At 69.4% G+C, this 26,107-nt stretch carries 23 protein-coding genes, 1 pseudogene and 1 riboswitch; of the genes and pseudogenes, 18 read left to right on the top strand and 6 right to left on the bottom strand.

Going from position 1 to position 26,107, the window contains the following annotated elements; genetic code table 11:
• From SPR02S_RS62540 to SPR02S_RS38655, 3 genes and pseudogenes are all read left to right on the top strand, one after another.
• Positions 1–178, top strand: a pseudogene (locus SPR02S_RS62540) (aa3-type cytochrome oxidase subunit I); the annotation flags it as partial.
• Positions 175–573: a cytochrome c oxidase subunit 4 gene (locus tag SPR02S_RS38660; RefSeq protein ID WP_019062392.1), complete on the top strand. Its 399-nt coding sequence runs from the start codon at positions 175–177 to the stop codon at positions 571–573. The pseudogene SPR02S_RS62540 and the gene SPR02S_RS38660, both read left to right, overlap by 4 nt.
• Before the next feature lie 129 nt (positions 574–702).
• A complete protein-coding gene (locus tag SPR02S_RS38655; RefSeq protein WP_245607688.1) occupies positions 703–2,061 on the top strand; it encodes a L,D-transpeptidase in 1,359 nt (452 codons plus the stop codon).
• Positions 2,062–2,168: 107 nt separating this feature from the next.
• Here SPR02S_RS38655 and SPR02S_RS38650 read toward each other — a convergent pair whose 3' ends face one another.
• Positions 2,169–2,570: a response regulator gene (locus tag SPR02S_RS38650; protein WP_019062390.1), complete on the bottom strand. Its 402-nt coding sequence runs from the start codon at positions 2,568–2,570 to the stop codon at positions 2,169–2,171.
• Between the two features lie 157 nt (positions 2,571–2,727).
• Between SPR02S_RS38650 and ctaE the strand changes: the two genes are divergently transcribed.
• The 6 genes from ctaE to SPR02S_RS38620 all read left to right on the top strand — a co-directional run bounded on the left by ctaE (position 2,728) and on the right by SPR02S_RS38620 (position 9,846).
• Positions 2,728–3,348 carry an aa3-type cytochrome oxidase subunit III gene (ctaE, locus tag SPR02S_RS38645; protein ID WP_019062389.1) on the top strand — a complete coding sequence of 207 codons (621 nt, stop codon included), beginning with the start codon at positions 2,728–2,730 and terminating at the stop codon, positions 3,346–3,348.
• Between the two features lie 80 nt (positions 3,349–3,428).
• Positions 3,429–4,238: a cytochrome bc1 complex diheme cytochrome c subunit gene (qcrC, locus tag SPR02S_RS38640; protein ID WP_019062388.1), complete on the top strand. Its 810-nt coding sequence runs from the start codon at positions 3,429–3,431 to the stop codon at positions 4,236–4,238.
• Positions 4,235–5,290 (top strand): cytochrome bc1 complex Rieske iron-sulfur subunit, encoded by a 1,056-nt coding sequence (qcrA, locus tag SPR02S_RS38635; protein ID WP_026151237.1) that lies wholly within the window; start codon positions 4,235–4,237, stop codon positions 5,288–5,290. The genes qcrC and qcrA overlap by 4 nt, the downstream gene beginning before the upstream one ends.
• Complete coding sequence (qcrB, locus tag SPR02S_RS38630) at positions 5,287–6,918, top strand: cytochrome bc1 complex cytochrome b subunit (protein WP_019062386.1); 1,632 nt, start codon at positions 5,287–5,289, stop codon at positions 6,916–6,918. Before qcrA ends, qcrB begins: the two co-directional genes overlap by 4 nt.
• Before the next feature lie 142 nt (positions 6,919–7,060).
• Entirely contained in the window at positions 7,061–8,125 is a 1,065-nt protein-coding gene (trpD, locus tag SPR02S_RS38625; RefSeq protein ID WP_019062385.1) for an anthranilate phosphoribosyltransferase, read from the top strand.
• A gap of 79 nt (positions 8,126–8,204) precedes the next feature.
• A riboswitch (SAM riboswitch) is annotated at positions 8,205–8,321 on the top strand.
• Positions 8,322–8,484: 163 nt separating this feature from the next.
• Complete coding sequence (locus SPR02S_RS38620; protein ID WP_019062384.1) at positions 8,485–9,846, top strand: aminotransferase class V-fold PLP-dependent enzyme; 1,362 nt, start codon at positions 8,485–8,487, stop codon at positions 9,844–9,846.
• A 130-nt stretch (positions 9,847–9,976) separates the two neighbouring features.
• On the opposite strand, the gene SPR02S_RS38615 is transcribed toward SPR02S_RS38620, so the two are convergent.
• Together SPR02S_RS38615 and SPR02S_RS38610 are read right to left on the bottom strand one after the other, a co-directional pair.
• Positions 9,977–10,258: an Lrp/AsnC family transcriptional regulator gene (locus tag SPR02S_RS38615; RefSeq protein ID WP_019062383.1), complete on the bottom strand. Its 282-nt coding sequence runs from the start codon at positions 10,256–10,258 to the stop codon at positions 9,977–9,979.
• Positions 10,255–10,989, bottom strand: a complete 735-nt coding sequence (locus tag SPR02S_RS38610; protein ID WP_019062382.1) for a rhomboid family intramembrane serine protease — start codon at positions 10,987–10,989, stop codon at positions 10,255–10,257. Before SPR02S_RS38610 ends, SPR02S_RS38615 begins: the two co-directional genes overlap by 4 nt.
• 161 nt (positions 10,990–11,150) lie before the next feature.
• Here SPR02S_RS38610 and SPR02S_RS38605 point away from each other — a divergent pair, with 161 nt between their 5' ends.
• From SPR02S_RS38605 to SPR02S_RS38585, 5 genes are all read left to right on the top strand, one after another.
• Entirely contained in the window at positions 11,151–11,390 is a 240-nt protein-coding gene (locus tag SPR02S_RS38605; RefSeq protein WP_019062381.1) for a hypothetical protein, read from the top strand.
• 37 nt (positions 11,391–11,427) lie between these two features.
• Positions 11,428–12,771, top strand: coding sequence for an NYN domain-containing protein (locus SPR02S_RS38600; protein WP_019062380.1), 1,344 nt, complete (start codon positions 11,428–11,430; stop codon positions 12,769–12,771).
• Positions 12,772–12,981: 210 nt separating this feature from the next.
• Positions 12,982–14,016 (top strand): C40 family peptidase, encoded by a 1,035-nt coding sequence (locus SPR02S_RS38595; protein WP_019062379.1) that lies wholly within the window; start codon positions 12,982–12,984, stop codon positions 14,014–14,016.
• A 242-nt stretch (positions 14,017–14,258) separates the two neighbouring features.
• Positions 14,259–15,281 (top strand): C40 family peptidase, encoded by a 1,023-nt coding sequence (locus SPR02S_RS38590; protein ID WP_019062378.1) that lies wholly within the window; start codon positions 14,259–14,261, stop codon positions 15,279–15,281.
• Between the two features lie 63 nt (positions 15,282–15,344).
• Entirely contained in the window at positions 15,345–16,502 is a 1,158-nt protein-coding gene (locus SPR02S_RS38585; RefSeq protein ID WP_019062377.1) for a hypothetical protein, read from the top strand.
• Here SPR02S_RS38585 and SPR02S_RS38580 read toward each other — a convergent pair.
• Positions 16,490–17,020, bottom strand: coding sequence for a PadR family transcriptional regulator (locus SPR02S_RS38580; protein WP_019062376.1), 531 nt, complete (start codon positions 17,018–17,020; stop codon positions 16,490–16,492). The two genes, SPR02S_RS38585 and SPR02S_RS38580, sit on opposite strands and share 13 nt — an antisense overlap.
• A 94-nt stretch (positions 17,021–17,114) precedes the next feature.
• Between SPR02S_RS38580 and SPR02S_RS38575 the strand changes: the two genes are divergently transcribed.
• Positions 17,115–18,428 carry an MATE family efflux transporter gene (locus tag SPR02S_RS38575; protein ID WP_019062375.1) on the top strand — a complete coding sequence of 438 codons (1,314 nt, stop codon included), beginning with the start codon at positions 17,115–17,117 and terminating at the stop codon, positions 18,426–18,428.
• 149 nt (positions 18,429–18,577) lie between these two features.
• On the opposite strand, the gene SPR02S_RS38570 is transcribed toward SPR02S_RS38575, so the two are convergent.
• Entirely contained in the window at positions 18,578–19,813 is a 1,236-nt protein-coding gene (locus SPR02S_RS38570; protein WP_019062374.1) for a glycosyltransferase 87 family protein, read from the bottom strand.
• Between the two features lie 131 nt (positions 19,814–19,944).
• Between SPR02S_RS38570 and SPR02S_RS38565 the strand changes: the two genes are divergently transcribed.
• Complete coding sequence (locus SPR02S_RS38565) at positions 19,945–21,087, top strand: glycosyltransferase family 4 protein (protein WP_019062373.1); 1,143 nt, start codon at positions 19,945–19,947, stop codon at positions 21,085–21,087.
• 344 nt (positions 21,088–21,431) lie between these two features.
• On the top strand, positions 21,432–23,063 hold the full coding sequence (locus SPR02S_RS38560; protein ID WP_494518001.1) for a GMC oxidoreductase: 1,632 nt from the start codon (positions 21,432–21,434) through the stop codon (positions 23,061–23,063).
• Between the two features lie 61 nt (positions 23,064–23,124).
• Here the strand turns inward: SPR02S_RS38560 and SPR02S_RS38555 are convergent, their stop codons facing one another.
• Positions 23,125–24,921 carry an AMP-dependent synthetase/ligase gene (locus tag SPR02S_RS38555; RefSeq protein WP_019062371.1) on the bottom strand — a complete coding sequence of 599 codons (1,797 nt, stop codon included), beginning with the start codon at positions 24,919–24,921 and terminating at the stop codon, positions 23,125–23,127.
• Positions 24,922–25,259: 338 nt separating this feature from the next.
• On the opposite strand from SPR02S_RS38555, the gene SPR02S_RS38550 reads away from it, so the two are divergent.
• Entirely contained in the window at positions 25,260–26,015 is a 756-nt protein-coding gene (locus SPR02S_RS38550) for a metallophosphoesterase family protein (RefSeq protein WP_019062370.1), read from the top strand.
• Positions 26,016–26,107 lie beyond the last annotated feature (92 nt).

Below are 26,107 nucleotides of genomic sequence, written 5' to 3'. Positions count from 1 at the left end.
GCTGGAGTGGGCGACCTCGTGCCCGCCCCCGCGGCACAACTTCCTCACCCTGCCGCGTATCCGCAGCGAATCCCCGGCGTTCGACCTGCACCACCCGGAGATCGCCGCTCTCGACCAGCTCGAGAACGCGCATCACGCTGACAAGGCCCTCGTCGGCGGCAAGGAGGCGGGCAAGTGAAGGTCCAGGGCAGGATGTTCATGTGGCTGGCCGTCTTCGTGCTGGTCATGGCGATCGTCTACGGCGTCTGGTCCAAGGAGGCGGCCGGTACCACGGCCCTCTTCATGGCCTTCGGCCTGTGCATCATGGTCGGCTTCTACCTGGGCTTCACGGCCCGGCGGATCGACACGCTCGCGCAGGACAACAAGGAGGCCGACGTCGCGGACGAGGCCGGCGAGGTGGGCTTCTTCAGCCCGCACAGCTGGCAGCCCCTCGCCCTCGGTGTCGGTGGCGCACTGGCCTTCCTGTCGATCGCGATCGGCTGGTGGCTGCTGTACTTCTCCGCCCCGATCATCATGATCGGCCTGTACGGCTGGGTCTTCGAGTACTACCGCGGTGAAGACCGCACCCAGTAGCACGCGCTGAGCCCGCACGAGCCCGGACACTCCGTCAGGAGGTCCGGGCTCGTGCTTTTGCCGCAACGCCGGTCCCTCGTCCGGGTTACTCACCGCGCCGGGGCTGACGAAGCTTCATAGCCTCGCTTCATGAGCCACAAAGTGTTCTTTCGGGGCGCAAAAGCCGGTGTCGAGAGGGCGACCGTGCTCAGCCCTTCGGGCCTCCGCGCGCTCACCCTCTCGACACCGGCGCGCCCGCGCACCCGCACCGTCGTCGGCTGCACCCTGCTGGTGATCTCCCTCGGCGCGGGCGTCACCGCCTGCGGGTCCGACGGCGGCGACCCGCTGTCGGCCAAGCCGTACGACGCGGCGGGGCAGATCTCCTTCAACGGCCCGTCGGGCAAAGGCAAGAAGGTCGACCCGGACAAGCCCCTGGAGGTCACCGCATCCGGTGACGACGGGCGCATCACGGACGTCACCGCCATGGACGCCACGGGACGCTACGTCACGGGCGAACTCGCCGCCGACGGCACTCGCTGGCACAGCACCTCCCCGCTGGCCGCCAGCGCCCACTACACGGTCCGGGTGAGCACGGAGGACGAGGACGGCGCCCCCGGCCGCAAGGTCCTCACCTTCGACACCAGCAAGCCGACCGCCAAGAAGAGCCTGACGGTGAAGTTCGGCCCGGACGCGGGCACGTACGGCGTCGGCCAGCCGGTCACCGCCGAACTGAACATGCCCGTCAAGGACAAGGCGCAGCGGGCCATCGTGGAACGCGCCCTCAGGGTGGACTCCGTGCCCGCCGTCGAGGGCGCCTGGCACTGGGTGGACGACAAGGAACTCCACTACCGCCCCAAGGAGTACTGGCCCGCCCACGCCACCATCCAGGTCCGCAGCGACCTCGACGGTGTGAAGATCAGCGACCGTCTGTGGGGCGGCAGTTCAAAGGGCCTCAAGCTCACCACGGGCGACAAGATCGTCGCCGTGACGGACGCCTCGTCCCACGAGATGACGGTCTACAAGAACGGCGAGGAGATCAACCAGATCCCCGTCACCACCGGCAAGCCCGGCTTCGAGACCCGAAACGGCGTCAAGGTCGTACTGGGCAAGGAGTACTTCGTACGGATGCGCGGAACCACCGTCGGCATCTCCGAGGGCTCCTCGGACTCGTACGACCTCCCCGTCTACTACGCGACCCGCGTCACCTGGAGCGGCGAGTACGTCCACGCCGCCCCCTGGTCGGTGGGCTCCCAGGGCTCCGAGAACGTCAGCCACGGCTGCACCGGCATGAGCACCAGCAACGCCGAGTGGTTCTTCGACACGGTCCACGAGGGTGACGTCGTCAAGGTCGTCAACTCCAACGGCGACGAGATGGAACCCTTCGGCAACGGCTTCGGCGACTGGAACCTCGCCTGGAAGAAGTGGCGAGGCGGCAGCGCGTTGGTAGGCGGAACGCCCGATGGTCCGAGGCCAGAAGACGCGGCACGGCTCCGTCCTGAGTCCGTGTGAGACGCGCCCCAAAGGGGCGCGGGGCTGTGACATTTGCGGCTCCGCCGCGCGGGCGCGAGCAACCACAACCGGCCCGCAGCCGCGAAACTGCGGGCCGCCCCGAGCTCCTAGGCGCTCAAGGCCCGCTTCTCACGCAGCAGCGAGGCAAGAGAGGCCGCGAACTCAACGGGATCCACCGGAAGGGTCACCGCGGCCTCCGCACGGCTCCACGTGGCGAGCCACGCGTCCTGAGGCCGCCCGATGAGCACAAGCACCGGCGGGCAGTTGAAGACCTCGTCCTTCACCTGGCGGCACAACCCCATGCCACCCATCGGCGAGGACTCCCCGTCGAACACACAGACATCGATCCCACCCCGGTCCAGTTCCTTCAGAACCGCAGCGGGCGTAGCGCACTCAAGGAACTCGACCAACGGCACGTCGGACGCCGGCCGCTTGCCGGAGGCCAACCGCACCTGCTCGCGGGTGTTGGAGTCATCGCTGTAGACCAGCACCGTGGCGGTCGCCTGCATTGTTCCTCCCAAGGTCCGTTGCGCGGATGCTACTCCCTTGAACACCCCGTCAACACCTGTTGGAACACCCCTGCGATGGGCCATACGGGCAGTACACACGCTGCGGACACTCCGAACGGCACCCCCCGGAGTGAGGGCGGGATAAGCGACCGACATAATGTCGGTCGTGGCGACAGCAACGACAGTAGAAACCGGGCACGCGCACCCGTCGGTCAACCGGCCGAACCTCACCAGCGTCGGAACCATCATCTGGCTGAGTTCCGAGCTGATGTTCTTCGCGGCCCTCTTCGCGATGTACTTCACCCTGCGATCGGTGACCGGTCCGGACCACTGGAAGGAGATGGCGAGCCATCTCAACATTCCATTCTCCGCGACCAACACCACGATCCTGGTGCTCTCCTCCCTCACCTGCCAGCTCGGCGTCTTCGCCGCCGAGCGCGGGGATGTGAAGAAGCTCAGGGGCTGGTTCATCATCACGTTCGTGATGGGTGCGATCTTCATCGGCGGTCAGATCTTCGAGTACACGGAGCTGGTGAAGAAGGACGGCATCTCGCTGTCCTCCGACCCGTACGGCTCGGTGTTCTACCTGACCACCGGTTTCCACGGCATGCACGTGACGGGCGGCCTCATCGCCTTCCTGTTCGTCCTCGGACGCACCTACGCGGCAAAGAGGTTCACCCACGAACAGGCGACCGCGGCCATCGTCGTGTCCTACTACTGGCACTTCGTCGATGTCGTCTGGATCGGCCTCTTCGCCACGATCTACTTGATCAAGTAGTCGGGCCCGATCCCGCGCGCAGCCAAGAAGCGCACATTCCAGAAGCATCGACGCAGAAGATCCTGACACCGGGGTAATCCGTGAAAAAGCTCTCCACACGACGACGCCATCCGCTGGCGGCGGTCGTCGTACTACTCCTCGCGCTGGCGGCAGCCGGAGGGGCGTTCAGCCTGCTCGCGCCCGCGAGCAAGGCGCAGGCCGACGAGTCGGCTCAGTCCCTCTCCATCGACGAGGGCAAGAAGCTCTTCGCCGTCGGTTGCGCCAGCTGCCACGGCACCGGCGGTCAGGGCTCCTCCGACGGGCCGAGCCTCGTGGGCGTCGGCGCCGCGGCGGTCGACTTCCAGGTCGGCACCGGCCGGATGCCGGCCCAGCAGCCGGGCGCTCAGATCCCGGCCAAGAAGGTCATCTACTCCCAGGCCGAGATCGACCAGCTCGCGGCGTACATCGCCTCGCTGGGCGCCGGTCCGGTCATCCCGACGAAGAACGAGTACGGGCCCGCCGGTTCGGACATCGCCAAGGGTGGCGAGCTGTTCCGCACCAACTGCGCCCAGTGCCACAACTTCACCGGCAAGGGCGGCGCGCTGACGCACGGCAAGTTTGCGCCGGACCTTGAGGGCGTTGCCCCGAAGCACATCTACGAGGCCATGCAGACCGGCCCGCAGAACATGCCTTCCTTCCCCGACACCACGCTGTCGTCGAAGAACAAGAAGGACATCATCGCGTACCTCGACGCGGTCAACGGTGACGACACCGAGAGCCCCGGCGGCCTTGAGCTGGGTGGTCTCGGTCCGGTCAGTGAGGGTCTCTTCGCCTGGATCTTCGGTCTGGGCGCGCTGATCGCGGTAGCCGTCTGGGTCGCCGCTCGGACCGCAAAGGCCAAGAAGTCATGAGTAGCCAAGACATTCCAGAAGAGAACCTGCCCGCTGAGCAGGACGCGCACGGCGCGGTGTCGGTGGCGGACGAGCAGAACCCGTTCGCCGACCCGGGACTGCCGCCGCACGAGCACCGTGTCCAGGACATCGACGAGCGGGCCGCCAAGCGGTCCGAGCGCGTCGTCGCCTTCCTGTTCACGCTGTCGATGCTCCTCACGGTCGGCTTCATCGCCTCCTACGTGGCGATCCCGCACGACAAGGCGATCTTCGTCTTCCCGATCGGTCACATCAACGCGCTCAACTTCGCGCTGGGTCTGACCCTCGGCGGAGCGCTCTTCACCATCGGCGCGGGCGCGGTCCACTGGGCCCGCACCCTGATGTCCGACGTGGAGGTCGCCGACGAGCGGCACGCGATCGAGGCGCCCCCCGAGGTCAAGGCCAAGGTTCTGGCCGACTTCAAGGAGGGTGCCAAGGAGTCGGCGCTCGGCCGTCGCAAGCTGATCCGCAACACGATGTTCGGCGCGCTGGCCCTGTTCCCGCTCTCCGGCGTCATGCTGCTGCGTGACCTCGGCCCGCTGCCGGGGACGAAGCTCCGCCACACCATCTGGTCCAAGGGCAAGCTCCTCGTCAACATGAACACGAACCTGCCGCTGCGTCCCTCGGACGTGGCCGTCGGCTCGCTCACCTTCGCCAAGCCCGAGGGCCTGGAGGAGACCGACGAGGAGTTCCAGACCGAGATCGCCAAGGCGGCGCTGATGATCGTCCGGCTCCAGCCGGACAACATCAAGGACAAGCGCGAGCTGGAGTGGGCGCACGAGGGCATCGTCGCCTTCTCGAAGATCTGCACCCACGTGGGTTGCCCGATCTCCCTGTACGAGCAGCAGACGCACCACGTGCTGTGCCCGTGCCACCAGTCCACCTTCGACCTCTCCGACGGTGCCCGAGTGATCTTCGGCCCGGCCGGTCACGCCCTGCCGCAGCTGCGCATCGGCGTGAGCGACGAGGGCTACCTCCAGGCGCTCGGCGACTTCGAGGAGCCCGTCGGTCCTGCATTCTGGGAGCGCGGATGAGCACCAACGAGAACAATGAGCGGCGCGACAAAGCACCGGCCGGCGAGAAGATCGCCGACTGGGCGGACGGACGGCTCGGGATCTACTCCCTGGCCAAGTCCAACATGCGCAAGATCTTCCCCGACCACTGGTCGTTCATGTTGGGCGAGGTCTGCCTCTACAGCTTCATCATCATCATCCTCACGGGTGTGTATCTGACGCTGTTCTTCCACCCGTCGATGAACGAGGTGACGTACCACGGCAGCTATGTCCCACTCCAGGGGCAGCTGATGTCGGAGGCGTTCAACTCGACGATGCACATCTCCTTCGATGTGCGCGGCGGTCTGCTGATCCGGCAGATCCACCACTGGGCGGCGCTGATCTTCCTCGCCGCCATGTTCGTGCACATGATGCGCGTGTTCTTCACGGGTGCGTTCCGCAAGCCGCGTGAGGTCAACTGGCTGTTCGGCTTCCTGCTGTTCGTCCTGGGCATGTTCACCGGCTTCACCGGTTACTCCCTCCCGGACGACCTGCTCTCCGGCACCGGTGTCCGCTTCATGGAGGGCGCGGTCCTGTCCGTGCCGATCGTCGGCACGTACCTGTCGTTCTTCCTCTTCGGCGGCGAGTTCCCGGGCGGCGACTTCGTCGCGCGGTTCTACTCGATCCACATCCTGCTGCTGCCGGGCATCATGCTCGGCCTGGTGGTCGGCCACCTGATCCTGGTCTTCTACCACAAGCACACGCAGTTCGCGGGCCCCGGAAAGACGAACAACAACGTCGTCGGCATGCCGCTGCTGCCGGTCTACATGGCCAAGGCCGGAGGCTTCTTCTTCCTGGTCTTCGGTGTCATCGCGGCCGTCGCGGCGATCGCCTCGATCAACCCGATCTGGGCCATGGGTCCGTACCGTCCGGACATGGTGTCCACGGGCGCCCAGCCCGACTGGTACATGGGCTTCTCCGAGGGTCTGATCCGCTTCATGCCGGGCTGGGAGATCAACTTCTGGGGCCACACGCTCGTCCTGGGCGTGTTCATCCCGCTGATCATCTTCCCGCTGGTCCTGGTCGCGATCGCGGTCTACCCGTTCATCGAGTCCTGGGTCACCGGCGACAAGCGCGAGCACCACATCCTGGACCGCCCGCGCAACGTCCCGACCCGTACGGCCTTCGGTGCCGCGTGGATCTCGTGGTACTTCGTCCTGCTCGTCGGTGGCGGCAACGACATCTGGGCCACGCACTTCCACCTGTCGATCAACTCGATCACCTGGGCGGTGCGCGTCGGCTTCTTCGTGGTGCCGGTGCTGGTCTTCATCGCCACCAAGCGGGTCTGCCTCGGCCTTCAGCGCCGCGACAAGGACAAGGTGCTGCACGGCCGCGAGTCCGGCATCATCAAGCGCCTGCCGCACGGTGAGTTCGTCGAGATCCACGAGCCGCTCAGCCAGGACGCACTGCACACGCTCACCGCGCACGAGCAGTACGAGCCGGCCGCGATCGGCGCGACGGTCGACGCTAACGGTGTCGAGCGCAAGGTGAAGGGTTCCCAGAAGCTGCGCGCCAAGCTGAGCGAGGCGTACTACGGCGAGGAGTCCCAGATCCCCAAGCCCACCGTCGAGGAGTACAAGGAGATCACGAGCGGCCACGGCCACCACTGATCGCTGAGGCGTCGCCACGCCACAGTCGAAGGGCCCCGTCCGAACACCGGACGGGGCCCTTCGCCGTGCCCCGCGCTGGATAGGGTGAGGACGCACTCTCACACGAGAGTTCCACTCTTCTACGACACTCAGGAGCGGCCGTATGAGCGCTGTGACCCCCGCTGGAGGCGACACCGCGGCGGCCCGTTCCTGGCCCGAGGTACTGAACTCCCTGCTGTACGGCCAGGACCAGGACGCCGACGCCACGTTCTGGGCGATGGACCAGATCATGCGCGGCGAGGCGACGGACGCGCAGATCGCCGGGTTCGTGGTGGCGTTGCGGGCCAAGGGAGAGACCGTCGAGGAGATCACGGGTCTCGTGCGCGCGATGTACGAGCACGCGAACGTGATCGAGGTGTCCGGGAAGACGGTGGACATCGTCGGCACCGGCGGCGACGGCGCCAAGACGGTGAACATCTCCACGATGTCCTCGATCGTGATCGCCGGCACGGGCGCGAAGGTCGTCAAGCACGGCAACCGGGCCGCGTCCTCCGCGTCCGGCGCCTCCGACGTCCTGGAGCGTCTCGGCGTCAACCTGGAGCTCACCCCGAAGCGGGTGGCCGAGGTCGCCGAGGAGGCCGGGATCACGTTCTGCTTCGCGGTCAAGTTCCACCCGGCACTGCGTCACGCGGGCGCCGCGCGCGGCCAGTTGGGCATCCGCACGGTGTTCAACGCGCTGGGCCCGCTGACCAACCCCGCCAAGGTGCGGGCGCAGGCGGTCGGGGTCGCGGACCCGCGGATGGCGCCCATCATCGCAGGCGTCTTCGCCGAGCGGGGGAACTCCTCCCTGGTGTTCCGCGGCGACGACGGTCTCGACGAGCTGACGACCACGGCCACCTCCCGGGTGTGGATCGTCCGCGACGGCAAGGTCACCGAGGAGTCCTTCGACCCGAGGGACGTCGGCCTCGAACTGGTCCCCGTGGAGGCCCTGCGCGGCGCCGACCCCGAGTACAACGCCGACGTCGCCCGCCGCCTCCTGGACGGCGAGACGGGCCCGGTGCGGGACGCCGTACTCCTGAACTCGGCGGCGGCCCTGGTGGCCCTTGAGGCCGGGGACGGGCCGCTGGCGGACCGGATCAGGGCCGGGATGGAGAAGGCCGCGGAGTCGATCGACTCGGGGGCCGCGAAGCGCACGCTGGAGCGCTGGGCGGCGGTCAGCAACGCGTAGCGAGTCCGAGGTGGCCGTCGTCCCGCGATCCGGACACGGGTTGCGGGACGACGATCACCTCGCGTAAGTTTTCCGACCAGGTCATGAGTGACAGTCATGAGGCCCCGGCCGACTGTCCGGCAACCCTCCGTCCGTGGCGGGGTGCCCCGGGTGAAGACCAGGCCGTAGGCAGCGAGGTCTGCGGCAAGCGCGGGCCCCTCGAAAGACACCAGGGGTCCTGGTCATCGAGGGAGCTCTCTGTGAGCCAGCGAATGCGATAGGGCGCGAAGCCCCACTCCGCACATCCCTTTTCACCCTTTCCTGCGCCGAGCTCTGTCCGCTCGCGCAGTGAATTCGCCTGCCTCTCACGGGAGTTCGCCATGTCTGTCTCCACCGTTGCCGCCGCTACGACCATTTGTGCCCCGCTGCCCGTTCTCGGCCGGGATGTCACCGTCCCGCTCGTCACGGGCGGCGAAGTCACCTACGCGGCGCTCGACTACGCGGCCAGCGCCCCCGCCCTCCAGCGCGTCTGGGACGACGTGGCGGCCTACGCCCCGTACTACGGCAGCGTGCACCGCGGCGCCGGCTACCTCTCGCAGCTGTCGACGGACCTGTTCGAGAACGCCCGCAAGACGGTCGAGGAGTTCCTGGACTGCCGCCCCGACGACCAGCTGATCTTCACCCGCTCGACCACGGACTCCCTGAACCTGCTCGCCGCGGCCCTCCCCGCCGACTGCCAGGTCTTCGTCTTCGAGACCGAGCACCACGCCTCGCTGCTCCCCTGGCAGGACGCCCGGGTCACCTACCTCAACGCCCCGCGCACCCCGGGCCAGGCGGTCGAGACCCTGGAGCAGGCCCTCGCCGCCCGTGACCCGCAGGGCCCGGCCCTGGTCTGCGTCACCGGCGCCTCGAACGTCACCGGCGAGCTGTGGCCGGTCCGCCAACTGGCCGCCGCCGCGCACGCCCACGGCGCTCGCATCGTCCTGGACGCGGCCCAGCTCGCCCCGCACCACCCGGTGTCCGTCCAGGACCTCGACGTCGACTGGATCGCCTTCTCCGGTCATAAGCTGTACGCCCCGTTCGGCTCGGGCGTCCTGGCCGGCCGCGCCGACTGGCTCCAGGCGGCCGACCCCTACCTCGCGGGCGGCGGCGCCAGCCGCAAGGTCTCCCGGCGCGAGGACGGGGGAGTGGACGTGGAGTGGCACGACAGCGCCGCCCGCCACGAGGCCGGCTCCCCGAACGTCATCGGCGCCTACTCCATCGCGTCGGCCTGCAAGGCGCTGACCGAGGCGGGCTTCGACACGCTGGTCGCCCGCGAGCAGCACCTGATCGAGAAGGTACGGACGGGCCTGGCAGAGGTCCCGGAGGTCAAGGTCCTGTCGCTGTTCGGCGACGACGCCCCGCGCGTCGGCGTGATCTCCTTCGTCGTCGACGGCTGGAACAGCTCCCACTTCGCCGCCGCCCTCTCCGCCGAGTACGGCATCGGCGTCCGCGACGGCCTCTTCTGCGCCCACCCCTTGCTCCGCACCCTCCTGGGCACCGACCCCCAGACCCAGGGCGAATGCGGCGCCCCGGAGGCCGCACCGGGCGAGAAGTCCCTGAACGCGATCAGGGTGAGCTTCGGAGCCGGGACCCCGGACGAGCACGTAGAGCGCTTCGTAGGCGCGGTACGCGAACTGGTCACCAAGGGCGCCAAGTGGACGTACCACACGGAGAACGGCCGCTGCGTCCCGGCGGTGTGAGGTAAGCGCGGTCAGATGTAACGAGCCTCAGGGGCAGCCAACCTAGGGGCGCGGGGAACTGCGCGACCAGCCACAAGAGACCGGTCACCCGCAATCAATCCGCGCCCCCCACCCCACTAGGCGCCCAACCTCACGAGTCCAACCCGATAGCAAAAGCCGCCTCAAGGTCATGCTGCGAGTAAGTCCGAAACGCCACGTGCGTATCCGTCCCCTCAACCCCGGGAATCTTGCTGATCCGCCCAGGAATCACCTCGGCCAGATCCTCGTGCTGCCGCACCCGAACCATCGCGATCAAGTCATACGTCCCGGTGACAGAGAAGACCTCGCTCACAGATTCGAGCGCGGCGATCGACTCGGCGATCTCGGGAATCCGGTCCACGCTGGTCTTGATGAGGACGATCGCGGTGATCACGGCTGGTTCTCTCCCTCGGGGACCGTTACTGGGGCGGGCCCAACTCTAGTCGTACGACCGAATCGGACCCACGCGTAGCCGAACCCCAGCGTGAAGCCCACCAGGTGGGCGAGATACGCCACCCCCGGCCCCTGCGCCGCCTGGCCCGCCGCGAGCCACTGGAGGGCGACCCAGAACGGCAGCACGACCCACGCGGGGAAACGCAGCGGCAGGAAGAAGAGGAAGGGGAGGAGGCTCGTCACGCGCGCCCGGGGGAACAAGTACAGGAACGCCCCGAGGACCGCCGAGATCGCCCCGGACGCGCCGACCAGGGACTGCGTGGAGTCGGCGTTGGCCACCGCGTAGCCCAGCAGCGCCAGGTACCCGCAGACCAGGTAGAACAGGGTGAACTCGATTCGGCCGAGACGCTCCTCGGCCATCGCTCCGAAGACGTAGAGGAAGAGCATGTTGCCGAGGAGATGGACCCAGCTGCCGTGGATGAAGAGGGCCGTGACCGGGGTCAGGGCCTCGCGGGCGGGGCTCGCGAACAGGTCGGCCGGGACCACGCCCCAGCGGTGGAAGTACGCCCGCTGCGCGGCGAGCAGCGCGTCCCCGGTGCCGTAGGACGGGACGAAACCCGAGGCCGGGCCGAGGACGAAGATCAGGCAGCACAGGCCGATGAGGGTGTACGTCATGGGCGTCGACGTGCCGCGGAACGTCCTGGCGAGGGCCGGGCCCCAGTTGCTGATCATGGTTACAGAGCATGACGTAACGGGGCGTAGCGGCACAGAGTGCCTCGCCGCTGTGGACGGCCGAGCGGCGAGTACCCGCCAGGCCGTAGGGTTACGAGCCACACTCGCCGGGGAAACCGGCGATCACGGAAACTGGAACAAGAAGGAAGCGGACAGCCACGATGACGGTTCCCCTGCCGACTGCCTCCACGCGGTGGCGCTGCACCCTCTGCGGCAACCTCACGCGCTTCGACGTGACGCGTTCGTCGAAGGTCGTGGAGTACCTCCACCTGGACCTGGCCGGAGAGCCGAACGTGGAGGAGCGCGAGGTGGTCAGTGAGACCATCGAGTCGGTGCGCTGCCGCTGGTGCAACGCCGTGGATCAGGTGGAACTCGTGGACAGGCCGGGCGCCGGCTCCTGAGAGGGAGAGGCCCCGCACAGACATTTGGGGTGTGAGGATGGTGGAGAACTCAGGCGGGGGGCCGGGCGACGGCGCCGCCGAGGTGCTCGACCGTCCGCTGCCCGACGGCGTGCGGAGACGAGTCGTACAGATCGTGTCGGACGCTTTCGGTGGGCTCACTGTCGCCGAACTGCCCGCGCAGCTACGACAGTACGCCCGCTTCGCCCCCAACCGGCGCGCCAAGTTCGCGGGCAATGCCATGGCCGCCGCGCTGGAGACCGATCCGCTGTTCCGGCAGCGGATCGGGGAGAAGCTCAGAGAGGCCCAGTCGGAGCTCGCCGGAGCTCTCGACTCCGGCTCGCCGCCCCCGGCCGCGGATCCGCTCGACGTGGCGGCCGCGGCCTATGTTCTGCGCCCCACCGGCTGGGTGAAGCTCGTCACCGCCGCCGGTGAGGAGGCGCTGCGCGCCGACGCCGAGCGCGCCGACGAGGAGAGCCGGGCCGAACTGGAGCGGCTGCGCGAGGAGTTGGCGCAGGCGCGGGACGCGACCCGGGCGGACACCGAGCGGCTGCGCACCGAGCTGGACGCGGCGAAGAAGGAAGCGGACTCGCTGCACCGCAAGCTGCGTGCCGCCCACAGCGACGTCAAGCGCGGCGAGGCCGCCCTGCGCAAGCTGCGCGCCGAGACGGACACCGCGCGCGCCGAGGCGCAGACCCAGGTGTCCGCCGCCGAGAGTGAGAGCCGCCGCCTCAAGGCCCGGCTCGGCGAGGCGGAGGCGGCCCTTGAGGCCACCCGTAAGGCCGCCCGCGAGGGGCGCAGCGTCGAGGACATGCGGGTACGGCTGCTGCTCGACACCGTGCTGGAGTCGGCCCAGGGGCTGCGGAGAGAGCTGGCTCTGCCGCCTGTCTCCGTACGGCCCGCCGAGACCGTCGACGCGGTCGAACCGGGACGGATGACGCCGAAGGACATCGCCGCGCGGGCGCTGTCGGAGAACGACCCGGCGATCCTCGACCAGTTGCTCGCGCTGCCGCAGGCCCACCTGGTCGTCGACGGGTACAACGTCACCAAGACCGGCTATCCCCAAATGCCCCTGGAGAAGCAGCGGTTGAGGCTGCTCGGGCAGCTCTCGCAGCTCGCCGCGCAGACCGGCGCCGAGGTCACCTGTGTCTTCGACGGGGCCGAGCTGGCCGCGCCCGTGCTGCTCGCGCCGCCGCGCGGAGTGCGGGTGCTGTTCTCCAAACCGGGCGTCACCGCCGACGAGTTGATCCGCCAGCTGGTGCGCGCCGAGCCGCCGGGGAGGCCCGTCATCGTCGCGTCGACGGACCGCGAGGTGGCCGACGGCATCGCGAAGGCGGGCGCCCGGCCCGTCGCTTCTGCGGTACTCCTCAAGCGACTGTCGTGAAGGTCAACGTACAGGTTTAATGCCGGAATTGACCGAACCGTCACGCAACGTAGCGTCAATCGACCATCACTGCATGTTGGTTATGTGCAAAGAATGCTTTGAGTGACGGCATTTTTTCGTGTGAGGATTTGAACTGATCACAGGAACGTCACTAGGGTCAGGCCTCGAACCTCCGAACGGGTGATCACTCAATAGAAGGAGCTCGACTCCGTGGCGTCCCATCGTCGACCGAAGCAGCCGAGCCGCACGCGCGTCACTGTGCTGACCACCGCAGCCGCAGCCGCCGTTGCCTTCAGCGCTCAGGCCGCCAACGCCGCGCCGAGCGAGAAGCCCAGCAAGGACGAGGTCAAGTCGAAGGTCGACGCCCTCTACGAGCAGGCCGAGCAGGCCACCGAGAAGCTCGACGGGGCCCAGGAGAAGCAGGAGAAGCTCCAGAAGGAGATCTCCACCATCCAGGACAACGTCGCCCGCGGCCAGGAGGAGCTCAACAAGCTCCGGGACGGCCTCGGCACGATGGCGAGCGCCCAGTACCGCACCGGGGGCATCGACCCGTCGATCCAGCTGTTCCTGTCCTCGGACCCGGACAGCTATCTCGACAAGGCGTCCACGATGGACCAGTTGAGCGCCCAGCAGGTCGAGGCGCTCACGAAGATCCAGGGCAAGCAGCGCGAACTCGCCCAGGAGCGCGCGGAGGCGAGCAGCAAGCTCAAGGACCTCTCCGCCACCCGCACCGAGCTCAAGAAGAAGAAGGACGAGGTCAAGAGCAAGCTGGCCGCGGCCCAGAAGCTGCTCAACACCCTGACCGCCAAGGAGAAGGCGGCCCTCGACGCGCAGCAGGCGCAGGCCGCCAACCGCTCCAGCTCACGCGTGAACCTCGGCAGCACCGGCTCCGCCTCGAGCCGCGCCGCCGCCGCCTTCGCCGCCGCCCAGTCCGTGATCGGCTCGCCGTACGTCTACGGCGCCTCCGGACCGTCCTCCTTCGACTGCTCCGGCCTCACCTCGTGGGCCTACGCGCAGGCGGGCGTCTCCATACCCCGCACGTCCGAGGCGCAGGCGAACGCCGGCACCCGGATCTACAGCCAGAGCGACCTCAAGGTCGGCGACCTGGTCATCTTCTACGGCGACTTCCACCACGTCGGCCTCTACGCGGGCAACGGCCAGGTGCTGCACGCTCCGCACACCGGTGCCGTGGTGCGCTACGAGGCGATCGGCAACATGACGTTCGAGTTCGGCGTCCGGATCTGATCCGAGCTCGTCCGGTTCCTCTCCGGTCGTTCTCCGGCCCTTGCGCACCGCCCGAACGGGCGAATTACGACACACCAGGCTGACTGCACGCCCCGCCGATGACCTGCGTCATAGGCGGGGCGTCACGTTGTGTGCCCGCGCCGGTCTTTGGCCCGCACCCCTTCACAGAGCTACTGTCTGGCGCGTTTCCCCGCACCGGGGGAGCGGTCCGTGTCCGCCAGCGGAAGGAAGTGCGGCTTCCCGTGGGATCCCGTCGTCGCCTTGCACCGTCCGGGTTCGACCGAGGCGCCAGTGCCGCGGTCTGTGTCCTGTCCGCCGCCGCAGCCGCCCTCGGCGCCCTGCCGGCCACTTCCGCCGTGGCCGCGCCGCACGACGACTCCCGGGCCGAGGTGGACCGGCTCTATCAGGAGGCCGAGCAGGCGACCCAGGCCTACGACAAGGCCGACGAGAGCACCGGGGAACTGCACCGGCAGGTGAGCGACGCCCAGGACCGGATCGCCCGGCAGCAGCAGCGCATCAACACCATGCGGGAGGCGCTGGGTTCACTCGCCGGCGCCCAGTACCGCTCCGGGGGCATCGACCCCACCGTCGCGCTGCTGTTCTCCGACGACCCGGCCGACTACCTCGACAAGGCCTCCGTCCTCGACCGCATCACCACCCAGCAGGCGGGCCAGCTCAAGGACCTCCAGGAGGCCATGCGCGAACTCGCCCAGGAGCGCACCGAGGCCTCCGGACACCTCGCCGAACTGGAGCGCAGCCGCAAGGCCGTCGCCACCCACAAGAAGACCGTAGAGCGGAAGCTGGCGAAGGCCAGGCAACTCCTCAACCGGATGCCGCTCGCCGACCGCGCCTCCTTCGACCGGGCCTCCCGCTCCTCCCGCGAGGACATCCCCGACCTCGGCGCCGGCGTCCCCTCCTCGGGCCGCGCCGCCGCGGCCGTGGCCGCCGCCCAGTCCGCCCTCGGCAAGCCGTACGTCTGGGGCGCCACCGGCCCCGGCGGCTTCGACTGCTCCGGCCTGATGCAGTGGTCGTACGCCCACGCGGGCGTCCATCTCCCGCGCACCTCGCAGGAGCAGCGCTACGCCGGCCACCAGATCCCGCTCTCCCAGGCCCAGCCCGGCGACCTGGTCACCTACCGCTCCGACGCCAGCCATGTCGGCATGTACGTCGGCAACGGCCAGGTCATCCACGCCCCCTACCCCGGCGCGCCGGTGCGCTACGACCCGGTCGGCATGATGCCGGTCTCGTCGGTCACGAGGGTCTGAACCGGCGCGAAAGGGTCGTACGATCGGGAAGTGACTGGTCGTAGGCGGGCGTCGCGCTCCGGAGTGCTCGCGCTGTGTCTGCTGCTCGGCTCGCTGGTGGGGTGCGGCGGACAGCCGGCGGCGAACAGCGCGAAGGCGGCGGTCCAGAGCGTCCTCGACCGGCAGTCCGCGGCCGTCCTGCACCACGACGGGGCGGCGTACGCGCGGACCGGCGCGCGCACCGCGTACGAGAACCTGAGCGCCGTACCGCTGGCGTCCTGGTCCTACCGGCTCACCTCGCTGCACCGCGCCGGCGCCACCGCGACCGCCGACGCCCAGCTGAGCTACCGCGTCAAGGGCTACGACACCGCACCCGTCACGGTCGGCCGCGCGCTCACCCTCCGGCTCACCGCCGACGGGCAGTGGTACGTCGCCTCCGACAAGCCCGCGAAGAAGTCCGGCCAACAGCTGTGGGACCAGGGGAAGGTGAGCGTCGTCAAGGGCGCGCACAGCCTGGTGATGGGGGTCGGCCGGTCCGTCGACAGCCTGCGTGACTTCCGCGCCCTCGCGGACCACGCCGTACCGGCCGTGTCGGCCGCCTGGGGCACGGACTGGACCCGGCACGTCGTCGTGCTCGTCCCCGGCTCCCTGGACGGCATGGCGGGGCTCCTGGGCTCACCTGCGGCCTCCTACCGGGGCATCGCCGCGGTGACGACGGGGGAGGCGGGCGGTTCGGGCAGCGCGCCGGCGGACCGGATCATCGTCAACCCGGACGCGTACGCGGTGTTGGGCTCGGTGGGCAAGCAGGTGGTCCTGACCCACGAGACGACCCACGTGGCCACCCGGGCCCACACCACCCCCGCCACTCCCCTGTGGCTCTCGGAGGGCTACGCCGACTGGATCGGCTACCGGGGCACCGGCCGCACCCCGACCCAGGCCGCCCCGGAGCTCTCCCGCGCGGTTCAGGACGGCGACCTCCCGACCGCGCTCCCCACCGACAAGGACTTCGGCTTCAGCAGCGAGGCGACCGAGCTCGCGCGGGCGTACGAGGGTGGGTGGATGGCCTGCCGGATGATCCAGGACCGGTGGGGAGTCGACCAACTCGGCAGGTTCTACAGGGCGGTTGGCTCGCATCAGAAGCGGGCGGGGGCGGTGGAGGGCGCGATGAAGAGCGTTCTCGGGGTGACCTTGGAGGAGTTCACGGAGCAGTGGCGGGACTATCTTCGGGCTCAACTCGCCTGAGCCAAAAGGGAAATGGCCTCGGTCAGCCACTCCCGCTCGGCCGCGCCCGTCGCCCGCGCGACGCGCAACATGCCCTGCCGGAACAGGTCTTGGGTCTCCTCCGCCCGTACGGGCTCGCCGTCCCGGTAGAAGAAACTCGCCGGGGTCTGGAGGAAGTCCAGGCGGCGGCGGAGCACGGCGGACTGCTCGTGGGGGTCGGGCAGGTGCCGTAGGAAGGCCAGGACCGTGTTGAAGCGGACGTGGTCCGTGATCTCGGCCGGCTTGGGGTGTCTGAGCCGCTCCAGGAGGTCCTCGCGACCCTTCCCGGTGAGGGACAGGACCCGGCGCGGGGCCGCGCTCGTGCCCTCCTCCGTGTGCTGGTCGAGCTTGCCGGCGGTGACCAGGCGGGTGATCGCGGGGTAGAGCGCGCCGTCGCTGACCGGGCGGACATGGCCGCTCAGCGCCTTGATGCGCTCCTTCAACTCGTAGCCGTGCAACGGCTGTTCGGCCAGGAAGCCGAGGATCGACAGCTCCAGCATGTTTCTCCTTGCGGGCTCGTTGAGGCCATGGTACCTCTTATCGAGCTACCTCGATTAGAGGTATTCAGCTCGCGTCGAGGGGGATCCGATCGCCGTGAACAGCCATCGCAAGCAGCTCGTCTCGCTCGCCCACCCCGTCTACCTCTCGCTCCTCGCCTCCGTTGCCGCCGGGATCATCAACACCGTCTGGGTCTCCCGGCTCGGCGGACCGGCCGTCGCCGCCGTGGCCGTCGCGACCAACACCGAGAACGTGCTCCTGGGTGTCGCCCTGGTCTTCGCCTCCGGTACGACGGTGCTGGTCGCCCACGCGAGGGGAGCCCGCGACCCGGCCGCGCTGCGCTCCGCGGTACGCGGCGGCTGGGCCCTGTGCGCGCTGGTCACCCCGGTGGTCGTCGCGTCCGGCTTCCTGCTCCGGGAACCACTGGCCCGCCTGCTCCTCGGCGCCGCGGGCCCCGAACTCCCGCTGGCGGTCGCCTACTTCACCATCTCCCTCCCGGGCATCGCCGTCTTCTACGCCCAGCAACTCGTCGACGGCATCCTCAAGGGCACGGGCGACACCCGCACCCCCCTGCGCCTGGCCCTCCTGGCCAACGGCCTGATCCTCGTCTGCGACCCATTCCTCATCCACCTCTACGGCGTCCGGGGCGCCGCCGTCTCCACCGTGCTGTGCCGGGTGGTCGCGTTGGGGGTGGGGCTGCGGGCGCTGCGCCGAAATGCCTTGCTGCGTACGGAGGTTGCCCCCGCCGAGTCACTCCCCGCCGCGCTGCGCCGCACCGTCACGACCGGCCTGCCCATGTCCGCCGACTTCACCGTCCGGCAGACCGGAACGCTGGTGCTGATCGCGATCGTGGCGCGGCTCGGGGTGCCGGCGGTGGCCGCGTACGCCATCGCCTACAAGGTCCTGTACGTCGCGACGATGGCCTTCTACGCCGTGCGCCAGGCCGCCGCCATCCACACCTCGCAGCTGCGCGGCGCGGGCCGGGACGAACGGCGTGAGATCGGCCGGGAGGCGCTGCTGGTGTCCGGCACGGTGGGCGTGACGGCGGCCGTCCTGCTCGCCGGCACCGCCCCCTGGATCATGGCCGCCTTCGGCGCCGGCCCCCAAGTCGCCCACGAGGGCGCCCTGTTCCTCCGCTGCGTCGGCCCCTACCTCCTCCTGATGGCCTGCTTCATCGCCCTCGGTGGAGTCTTCGAGGGCAGCGGCGGAGCACCGGCACTGCTCCGCGTGACACTGCTCGGCACGACGATCCAACCCCCGTTGGCGTACGGCCTGTCGGGGCTAGGTCTGCCCGGGGTGTGCCTGGCCTTGGCGCTCGCGATGGGGGTGCAGTGCGGGGTCGTCGCCGTGCTCTTCCGGCGTGCCCGGCGTCAGGAGGAGGTCGAGGGTGCTTTCGAGCGGGTCGCCTGAGCGGGGAGTGGCGGCACGTCCGCCCGGGTGGCCGAGCCTCGCGGCAGTGGCCCAACTCTGTTCGGCGTATGGGCTGTTGGGGGTGCCGTTGCTCATGAGGGGTGGGCGGGATGCGGTGGGCGCGGCCGGGGGCTCCGAGTACGCACGGTTCAGGAGGACGTCGAAGGGGCCTTCGAGCGGGTCGCCTGACTCGGCAGCGGCGGTACGTCCGCCCACGTCACCGACGCTTGCCACAACTCCCGTGCGCCGGTGATCGCCGCGGCCACCAGGAGGCCGTTGCGAAGGAGCAGCAGGGTGATGCCCAGGGTGTCGCCGGCGACCACGTGGGCGAACCAGATCGGGAATTCCAGGACCGTGACGAAGGCCGCCGCCAGGACCAGGGCGACCGGGAGGCGCATGCGGCTGGCGCGGAAGCAGGAGCAGACGGACGCGAGGCCGATCAGCCAGACGACGTACTGGGGGCTGATCACCCGGCTGGTCACCGTGAACATCAGGACCGCCACGAAGGCCGCGTCCGCGAGGGTGTGGGGGAGGAAGCGGGCCGCCATCAGGCGCCAGAGCACGATCCAGCCGAAGGCCAGCGCGGTGAGGCCCAGGGCGGCCGTGCTGACCCAGTTGACGTAGGGGCCGACGAACTCCACCGAGCCGTAGTTCAGGAGGACTTGGCCCTGCCAGCCGAAGTGCCGGGCCACGTGGAAGACGAGCGAGCCGAGCGACTCCACCTCCGTGCCCCGGTTGCGCTGGAAGGTCAGGAAGGCGAACGCGCCCGGCATCGACACCGCGAACAGGGCAGCGATCGCCGCGACCGTCACCGCCGCCGCTCCCCACGCGCGGCGCTTGACGGCGCCGAGGAGGAGCAGCGCCGGCCAGACCTTGAGGAGTGCTCCGAAGCCGACCAGCGCGCCCATCACACGCGGATGCCGGGCGCCCGCGAGCAGCGCGGCCACGGCGACCGCGGTCACCATCACGTCGTAGCGCGCGTACACGGTCGGGCCGAGGAGCGGGACGCCCGCCACCCAGACCCAGGCGCCGCGCAGGGTGCGGCCCGGGCGCAGGCCCGTGTAGAGGAGCAGGGCCAGGACGGTCAGGTCGGCCAGGAAGGCCAGGACGAAGAACGCCGACGCGTAGTCCAGGAAGCCCAGCAGGGCGGGGGAGAGGATCGGGAGGGCGGCGGCGGGCGGGTACTGCCAGGTGACGTCGTCCAGCGGGAAGCTGCCGTGGCGGAGCGTCTCGTACCAGCCCTGGTAGATCACCGACACGTCGGTGGTGACGTCGAAGCTGGGGAACACCAGCACCTTGAAGACGAACAGCAGGAGTACGACTCTGGTCAGGCCCCAGGTTCCCAGCAGCGGCGCCAGCCGCCGTCCCGCGCCCGCGATCTCCACCTGAGCCCCTGTTCCATGCCGTGCCTGCCGATGTGGGGCACATGTTCTCCCGATCTGCTGTGCGATGGCCATGAAGCGCGGCCGAACCGGGCTGTGCGGGCTCGTCCGGTAGGGCCGGTAGGGTCTGCCGCGTGCGCAAGACCCTGATCGTGACCAATGACTTTCCGCCCCGGCCCGGTGGCATCCAGGCTTTTCTGCACAACATGGCGCTGCGCCTGGAGCCCGAGCGGCTCGTCGTCTACGCCTCCGCCTGGAAGCGCGGCCGGGAGGGCGCGGAGGCGACGGCCGCCTTCGACGCCGAGCAGCCCTTCACCGTTGTACGGGACGCCACGACCATGCTGCTGCCGACGCCCGCCGCGACCCGCAGGGCCGTGGGGCTGCTGCGGGAACACGGGTGTACGGCGGTGTGGTTCGGGGCGGCGGCGCCGCTCGGGCTGATGGCGCCGGCGTTGCGGAAGGCCGGTGCCGAGCGGCTGGTGGCGACCACGCACGGGCACGAGGCCGGGTGGGCCCAGCTGCCCGCCTCGCGTCAACTCCTGCGCAGGATCGGGGAGTCGACGGACACGATCACCTACCTCGGGGAGTACACGCGGTCGAGGATCGCCGGTGCGCTGAGTCCGGAGGCGGCGGCGCGGATGGTCCAACTGCCGCCCGGCGTCGACGAGAAGGTCTTCCATCCGGGTTCGGGTGGTGCCGAGGTGCGGGAGCGGCTCGGGCTCGCCGACCGGCCCGTCGTCGTGTGCGTCTCGCGGCTCGTACCGCGCAAGGGGCAGGACACGCTGATCCTCGCCATGCCGCGCATCCTGGCCCGGCAGCCCGACGCCGTGCTGCTGATCGTGGGCGGCGGGCCGTACGAGAAGGAGTTGCGGCGGCTCGCGCGGGAGACCGGGGTCACCGACTCCGTGCGCTTCACGGGCGCCGTGCCCTGGGCCGAACTGCCCGCGCACTACGGCGCCGGTGACGTCTTCGCGATGCCGTGCCGGACCCGGCGGGGCGGGCTCGACGTCGAGGGGCTCGGGATCGTCTACCTGGAGGCGTCCGCGACCGGGCTGCCCGTGGTCGCCGGTGACTCCGGCGGGGCGCCCGACGCCGTGCTCGACGGTGAGACCGGGTGGGTCGTGCGGGGCGGTTCCCCGGAGGAGGCCGCCGACCGGATCGTCGCCCTGCTCGCCGACCCGGAGCTCCGCCGGAACATGGGCGAGCGGGGGCGGCAGTGGGTCGAGGAGCGCTGGCGCTGGGACCTCCTCGCGGAGAAGTTGCGGGGGTTGTTGTAGGGGCGCCATCCGGGGTGCCGGGTGAGGTGGTCGGGCGGGTGCGGGTGCGTGGGGGCTGGTCGCGCAGTTCCCCGCGCCCCTAAAGACGGGTGGGGCGCCCGGGGCCCATCGATCCGCGCCCCGGGCAACCCTGCTCTTTTCAGGGGCGCGGGGAACTGCGCGACCAGCCACAGACAACCCGCACCCGCCCGATCGCCTCACCCGGCACCCCGGCTGGCGCCCCAAGCCCCCAACCCGCACCCGCCCGACCACCGCACCCTGCACCGCACCCCGCCTCCCCCCACCCCGCCCCAAAACCGGCGCAGCCCCTTGGCGGAACCGAATAATCCGCACATGCTGCGCGCATGACAGCAAAACTGACGCAGCATCAGCTGACGAGACGTCAAATCCTGGGCATGATCGCCCTCCAGACCGCCGCCACCGCCGGTCTCACCCGTATCGGCCTGCAGTCCGCGCAGGCCGTCGAACCCGCCGCCGTCGAAACCGCCCCCGCGATCGTCGTCGGCTCCGGCTACGGCGGTGCGGTCGCCGCCCTCCGCCTCGGCCAGGCCGGCATCACCACCCTCGTCCTGGAGATGGGCAGGCTCTGGAACACCCCGGGCACGGACGGCAAGATCTTCTGCTCCACCGCCGCCCCGGACAAGCGCTCGATGTGGTTCAAGACCCGCACCGAGGCACCGCTCGCCAGCTTCCTGTGGCTGGACGTCGTCAACAAGGACATCACCGCGTACCCGGGTGCCCTGGACCGCGTGCACTACGACAACATGTCCGTCTACGTCGGCCGGGGCGTCGGCGGCGGCTCGCTGGTCAACGGCGGCATGGCGGTCACCCCGCTCCAGTCGTACTTCGCCGAGCAGTTCCCCACCGTGGACGCCACCGCGATGTACGGCACGTACTTCCCGCGGGCCCGCACGATGCTCGGCGTCAACACCGTCGACCCGACCTGGTTCGAGTCGACGGAGTGGTACCAGTTCACCCGCACCTCACGGAAGGCCGCCACGAACACCGGCCTGAAGACCACCTTCGTGCCCAACGTCTACGACTTCGGCTACATGCAGCAGGAGGCGGCGGGCACCGCCACCAAGTCCGCGCTCGCCCAGGAGGTCATCTACGGCAACAACTACGGCAAGAAGAGCCTCGACAAGACCTACCTCGCCTCGGCGCTCGGCACCGGCAAGGTCACCATCCACACCATGGAGAAGGTCAAGGCGGTCACGCGGGCGAGCGACGGGTCGTACGTCCTGACCGTCGACCGGATCGACGACACCGGCACGGTCGTCGAGACCAAGCAGTACAGCTGCACCTATCTGTTCCTCGGCGGCGGCAGCCTCGGCACCACCGAGCTCCTCGTCCGCGCACGGGAAACGGGCACCCTGCCCGCGCTCAACTCCTCGGTCGGGGCGGGCTGGGGGCCCAACGGCAACACCATGGTGGGCCGCGCCAACCACATCTGGGACACCACCGGCGCCAACCAGTCGACGATGCCGGTCATGGGCATCGACGACTGGGCCAACACCGACAACCCGGTCTTCGCGGAGATCGCCCCGCTGCCCATCGGGTTCGAGACCTGGGTGAGCCTCTATCTGGCGATCACCAAGAACCCCCAACGAGCCTCGTTCGCCTACGACTCGGCGAGCGGCACGGTGAAGCTGGGCTGGACCGCGGCCCAGAGCGCGGTCTCGGTCGCGATGGCCAAGAAGCTGTTCGACCGGATCAACTCGGCCAACGCGACGCTCTACCGGTACGACCTGTTCGGCTCGACCAGCAAGGTGTTCGCGGACGACTTCTGCTACCACCCGCTGGGCGGCTGCGTGTTGGGCAGCGCGACCGACAACTACGGCCGGGTGAAGGGGTATTCGAAGCTGTACGTCACGGACGGCTCACTGGTGCCGGGCAACATCGGCGTGAACCCGTTCGTCACCATCACCGCGCTCGCCGAGCGCACGCTGGAACGGGTCCTCGCCGAGGACTTCTGAGACCTCAAGGGAACCTCCAAGGGAACCCCCAAGAGATGCCCCAACTACCCCAACTACCCGTCTACTTCTGGTAGATGGCCTCGATCTCGTCCGCGTAGTCCTTCGCCACCACATTGCGCTTGAGCTTCAGGGACGGCGTCAGGTGGCCCGACTCCTCCGTGAACTGGGAGGACAGAATGCGGAACTTCCGCACCGATTCCGCCTTCGACACCGCGGCGTTGCCGTCGTCGACCGCGTCCTGGATCGCCTGCAAGAGATCCGGGTCGTCTCGCAGTGACGCCGCGGTGGCACCCGCGGGCTTGCCGTGCTCGGCGGCCCAGCGGCCCAGGAACTCGTCGTCGATCGTGACCAGCGCGCCCACGAAAGGCCGACCGTCGCCGACCACCATGCACTCCGCGACCAGCGCGTGCGCGCGGATGCGGTCCTCGATCACGGCCGGGGCGACGTTCTTGCCGCCCGCGGTGACGATGATCTCCTTCTTGCGACCGGTGATCCTGAGGTAGCCGTCCTCGTCGAGGGTGCCGATGTCCCCGGTGTGGAACCAGCCGTCGGCCAGCGCCTCGGCCGTAGCGGCCTCGTTGTTCCAGTAGCCCTTGAACAGGTGCTCGCCGTGCAGCAGCACCTCGCCGTCGTCCGCGATGCGGACGACCGAGCCGGGCAGCGGCTGGCCGACCGTGCCGATCTTCGTCCGGTCCCAGGGGTTGAAGGCGGTGGCGGCACAGGACTCGGTGAGCCCGTAGCCCTCCAGAACCGTGAAGCCGATCCCCCGGAAGAAGTGACCGAGGCGCTCGCCCAGCGGGGCGCCGCCGGAGATCGCGTACTCGCCCTTGCCGCCGAGCACCGCGCGCAGCTTGCTGTAGACGAGCTTGTCGAAGGTCTTGTACTTGATCTTCAGACCGAGGGACGGACCCGCCGGGGTGTCCAGCGCGCGGCTGTACAGGATCGCGGTGTCGGCCGCCTTGTCGAAGATCTTGCCCTTGCCGTCCGCCTGCGCCTTGGCACGCGCCGAGTTGTAGACCTTCTCGAAGACACGCGGCACGCCGAGGATCAACGTCGGCCGGAACGAGGCGAGTTCGTCGGTGAGGTTCTTGATGTCCGGGACCAGGCCCAGCTTGATCGGTGCCATCATCGGCGCGATCTGCACCAGCCGCCCGAAGACGTGCGCGAGCGGCAGGAACAGCAGCACCGAGCACTCGCCGGTGCGGAACAGCGGGCGCAGCCGCTCCACGATGTTGCCGCACTCCGCGAAGAAGCTGCGGTGGGTGAGTACACAGCCCTTGGGCCGGCCGGTGGTGCCGCTCGTGTAGACGATGGTCGCCGGGTCGTCGGCCTTCGCCTGCGAGCTGCGCTCCTCGACGGTCGCGTCGGTGACGTCCTTGCCCGCGCGGTCCAGCTCGTCGATCGCGCCGGCGTCGATCTGCCAGACGTGCTTGAGCGCGGGCAGCTGCGCGCGCACCGACTCGACGGCGGCGGCGTGCCCGTCCTGCTCCACGACGAGGGCGGTGGCCCCCGAGTCGCTCAGGATCCACTGCACCTGCTCCGGCGAGCTGGTCTCGTACACCGGCACGGTGATCGCGCCCGCACACCAGATCGCGAAGTCGAGCAGCGTCCACTCGTACCGCGTGCGGGACATCAGACCCACGCGGTCGCCGGGCTCGACGCCGGAGGCGATGAGCCCCTTGGCGGCGGCGTGCACCTCGGCGAGGAAGACCGTGGCGGTCACGTCCTGCCAGCCGCCGTTCGCCTTGCGGGCGATCACGGCGACCTCTGGGTGCTGCGCGGCGTTTCTGCGGACGATGTCGGTCAGATTGCCGTCCGCGGGGACCTCGTACAAAGCCGGAAGGCTGAACTCGCGCAAGACTGCTGCTCCTCATAGGGCGCCGGCGCCACGACGTTGTGTGATGCGACGGTCCGGTCCAAGACTCGGGCAGGTGCGTCAGGACCCGGTGGTTGAAATCCTGAGCACGACTGGACTGCCCGGACGTTACCCGTCGGTATGGCTTCTACGACAGGGGGTCCCGGCGAGATGTTCGCTGCGTCACACAGATTGGTGTTTCCTGGCGCACAGTAGTCCACGCCTTTCTTGACTGGCCAGTAACCGCAAGCTCCGCCGCCACTGTTCACGTTTGCCGCACACGCCTACGCTTGATCGTCATGGCACCCACACCGGCCGGTAACTCCGGGACGCGCATCCATGTGGTCAGCGACGTGCACGGCAACGCCCGTGACCTGGCCAGATCCGGCGAGGGTGCCGACGCCCTGATCTGCCTGGGCGACCTGGTCCTCTTCCTCGACTACGCCGACCACTCGCGCGGGATCTTCCCCGAGCTCTTCGGCGAGGAGAACGCCGACCGCCTGGTCGAGCTGCGCACCGCCCGCCGCTTCGAGGAGGCCCGCGAACTGGGCGCCCGGCTGTGCGCCGGCGTCGGCGGGGACCGAGCGGCCCTGATCGAGAAGGCGGTCCGCAAACAGTACGCAGAGATGTTCGCCGCCTTCCCCACCCCGACGTACGCCACCTACGGCAACGTAGACATGCCGACCCTGTGGCCCGAGTACGCCGCCCCCGGAACGACCGTGCTCGACGGCGAACGCGTGGAGATCGGCGGCTGGACGTTCGGCTTCGTCGGCGGCGGCCTCCGCACCCCCATGCGCACCCCGTACGAGATCAGCGACGAGGAGTACGCCGCGAAGATCGAGGCGGTCGGCGAGGTCGACGTCCTCTGCACCCACATCCCACCCGAGGTCCCCGAGCTGGTCTACGACACTGTCGCGCGCCGCTTCGAACGCGGCAGCCGCGCCCTCCTGGACGCCATCCGCCGCACCAGACCCCGCTATGCACTGTTCGGCCACGTCCACCAGCCACTGGTGCGCCGGATGCGGATCGGCGCGACCGAGTGCGTGAACGTGGGGCACTTCGCGGGCAGCGGCAAGCCGTGGGTACTGGAGTGGTGACCTCCTCCTGACTTCCTCCCGACCTCCTCCTGATGTCCGCAGGTAGGGGGTGCGGTAAGGGGGTTGGCGGGGAGGTAGCCTTCACGCTGCAC

It is taken from the genome of Streptomyces prunicolor NBRC 13075 (assembly GCF_000367365.1).
Lineage (GTDB): Bacteria > Actinomycetota > Actinomycetes > Streptomycetales > Streptomycetaceae > Streptomyces > Streptomyces prunicolor.
This window is presented reverse-complemented; position numbering and strand designations above follow the sequence as displayed.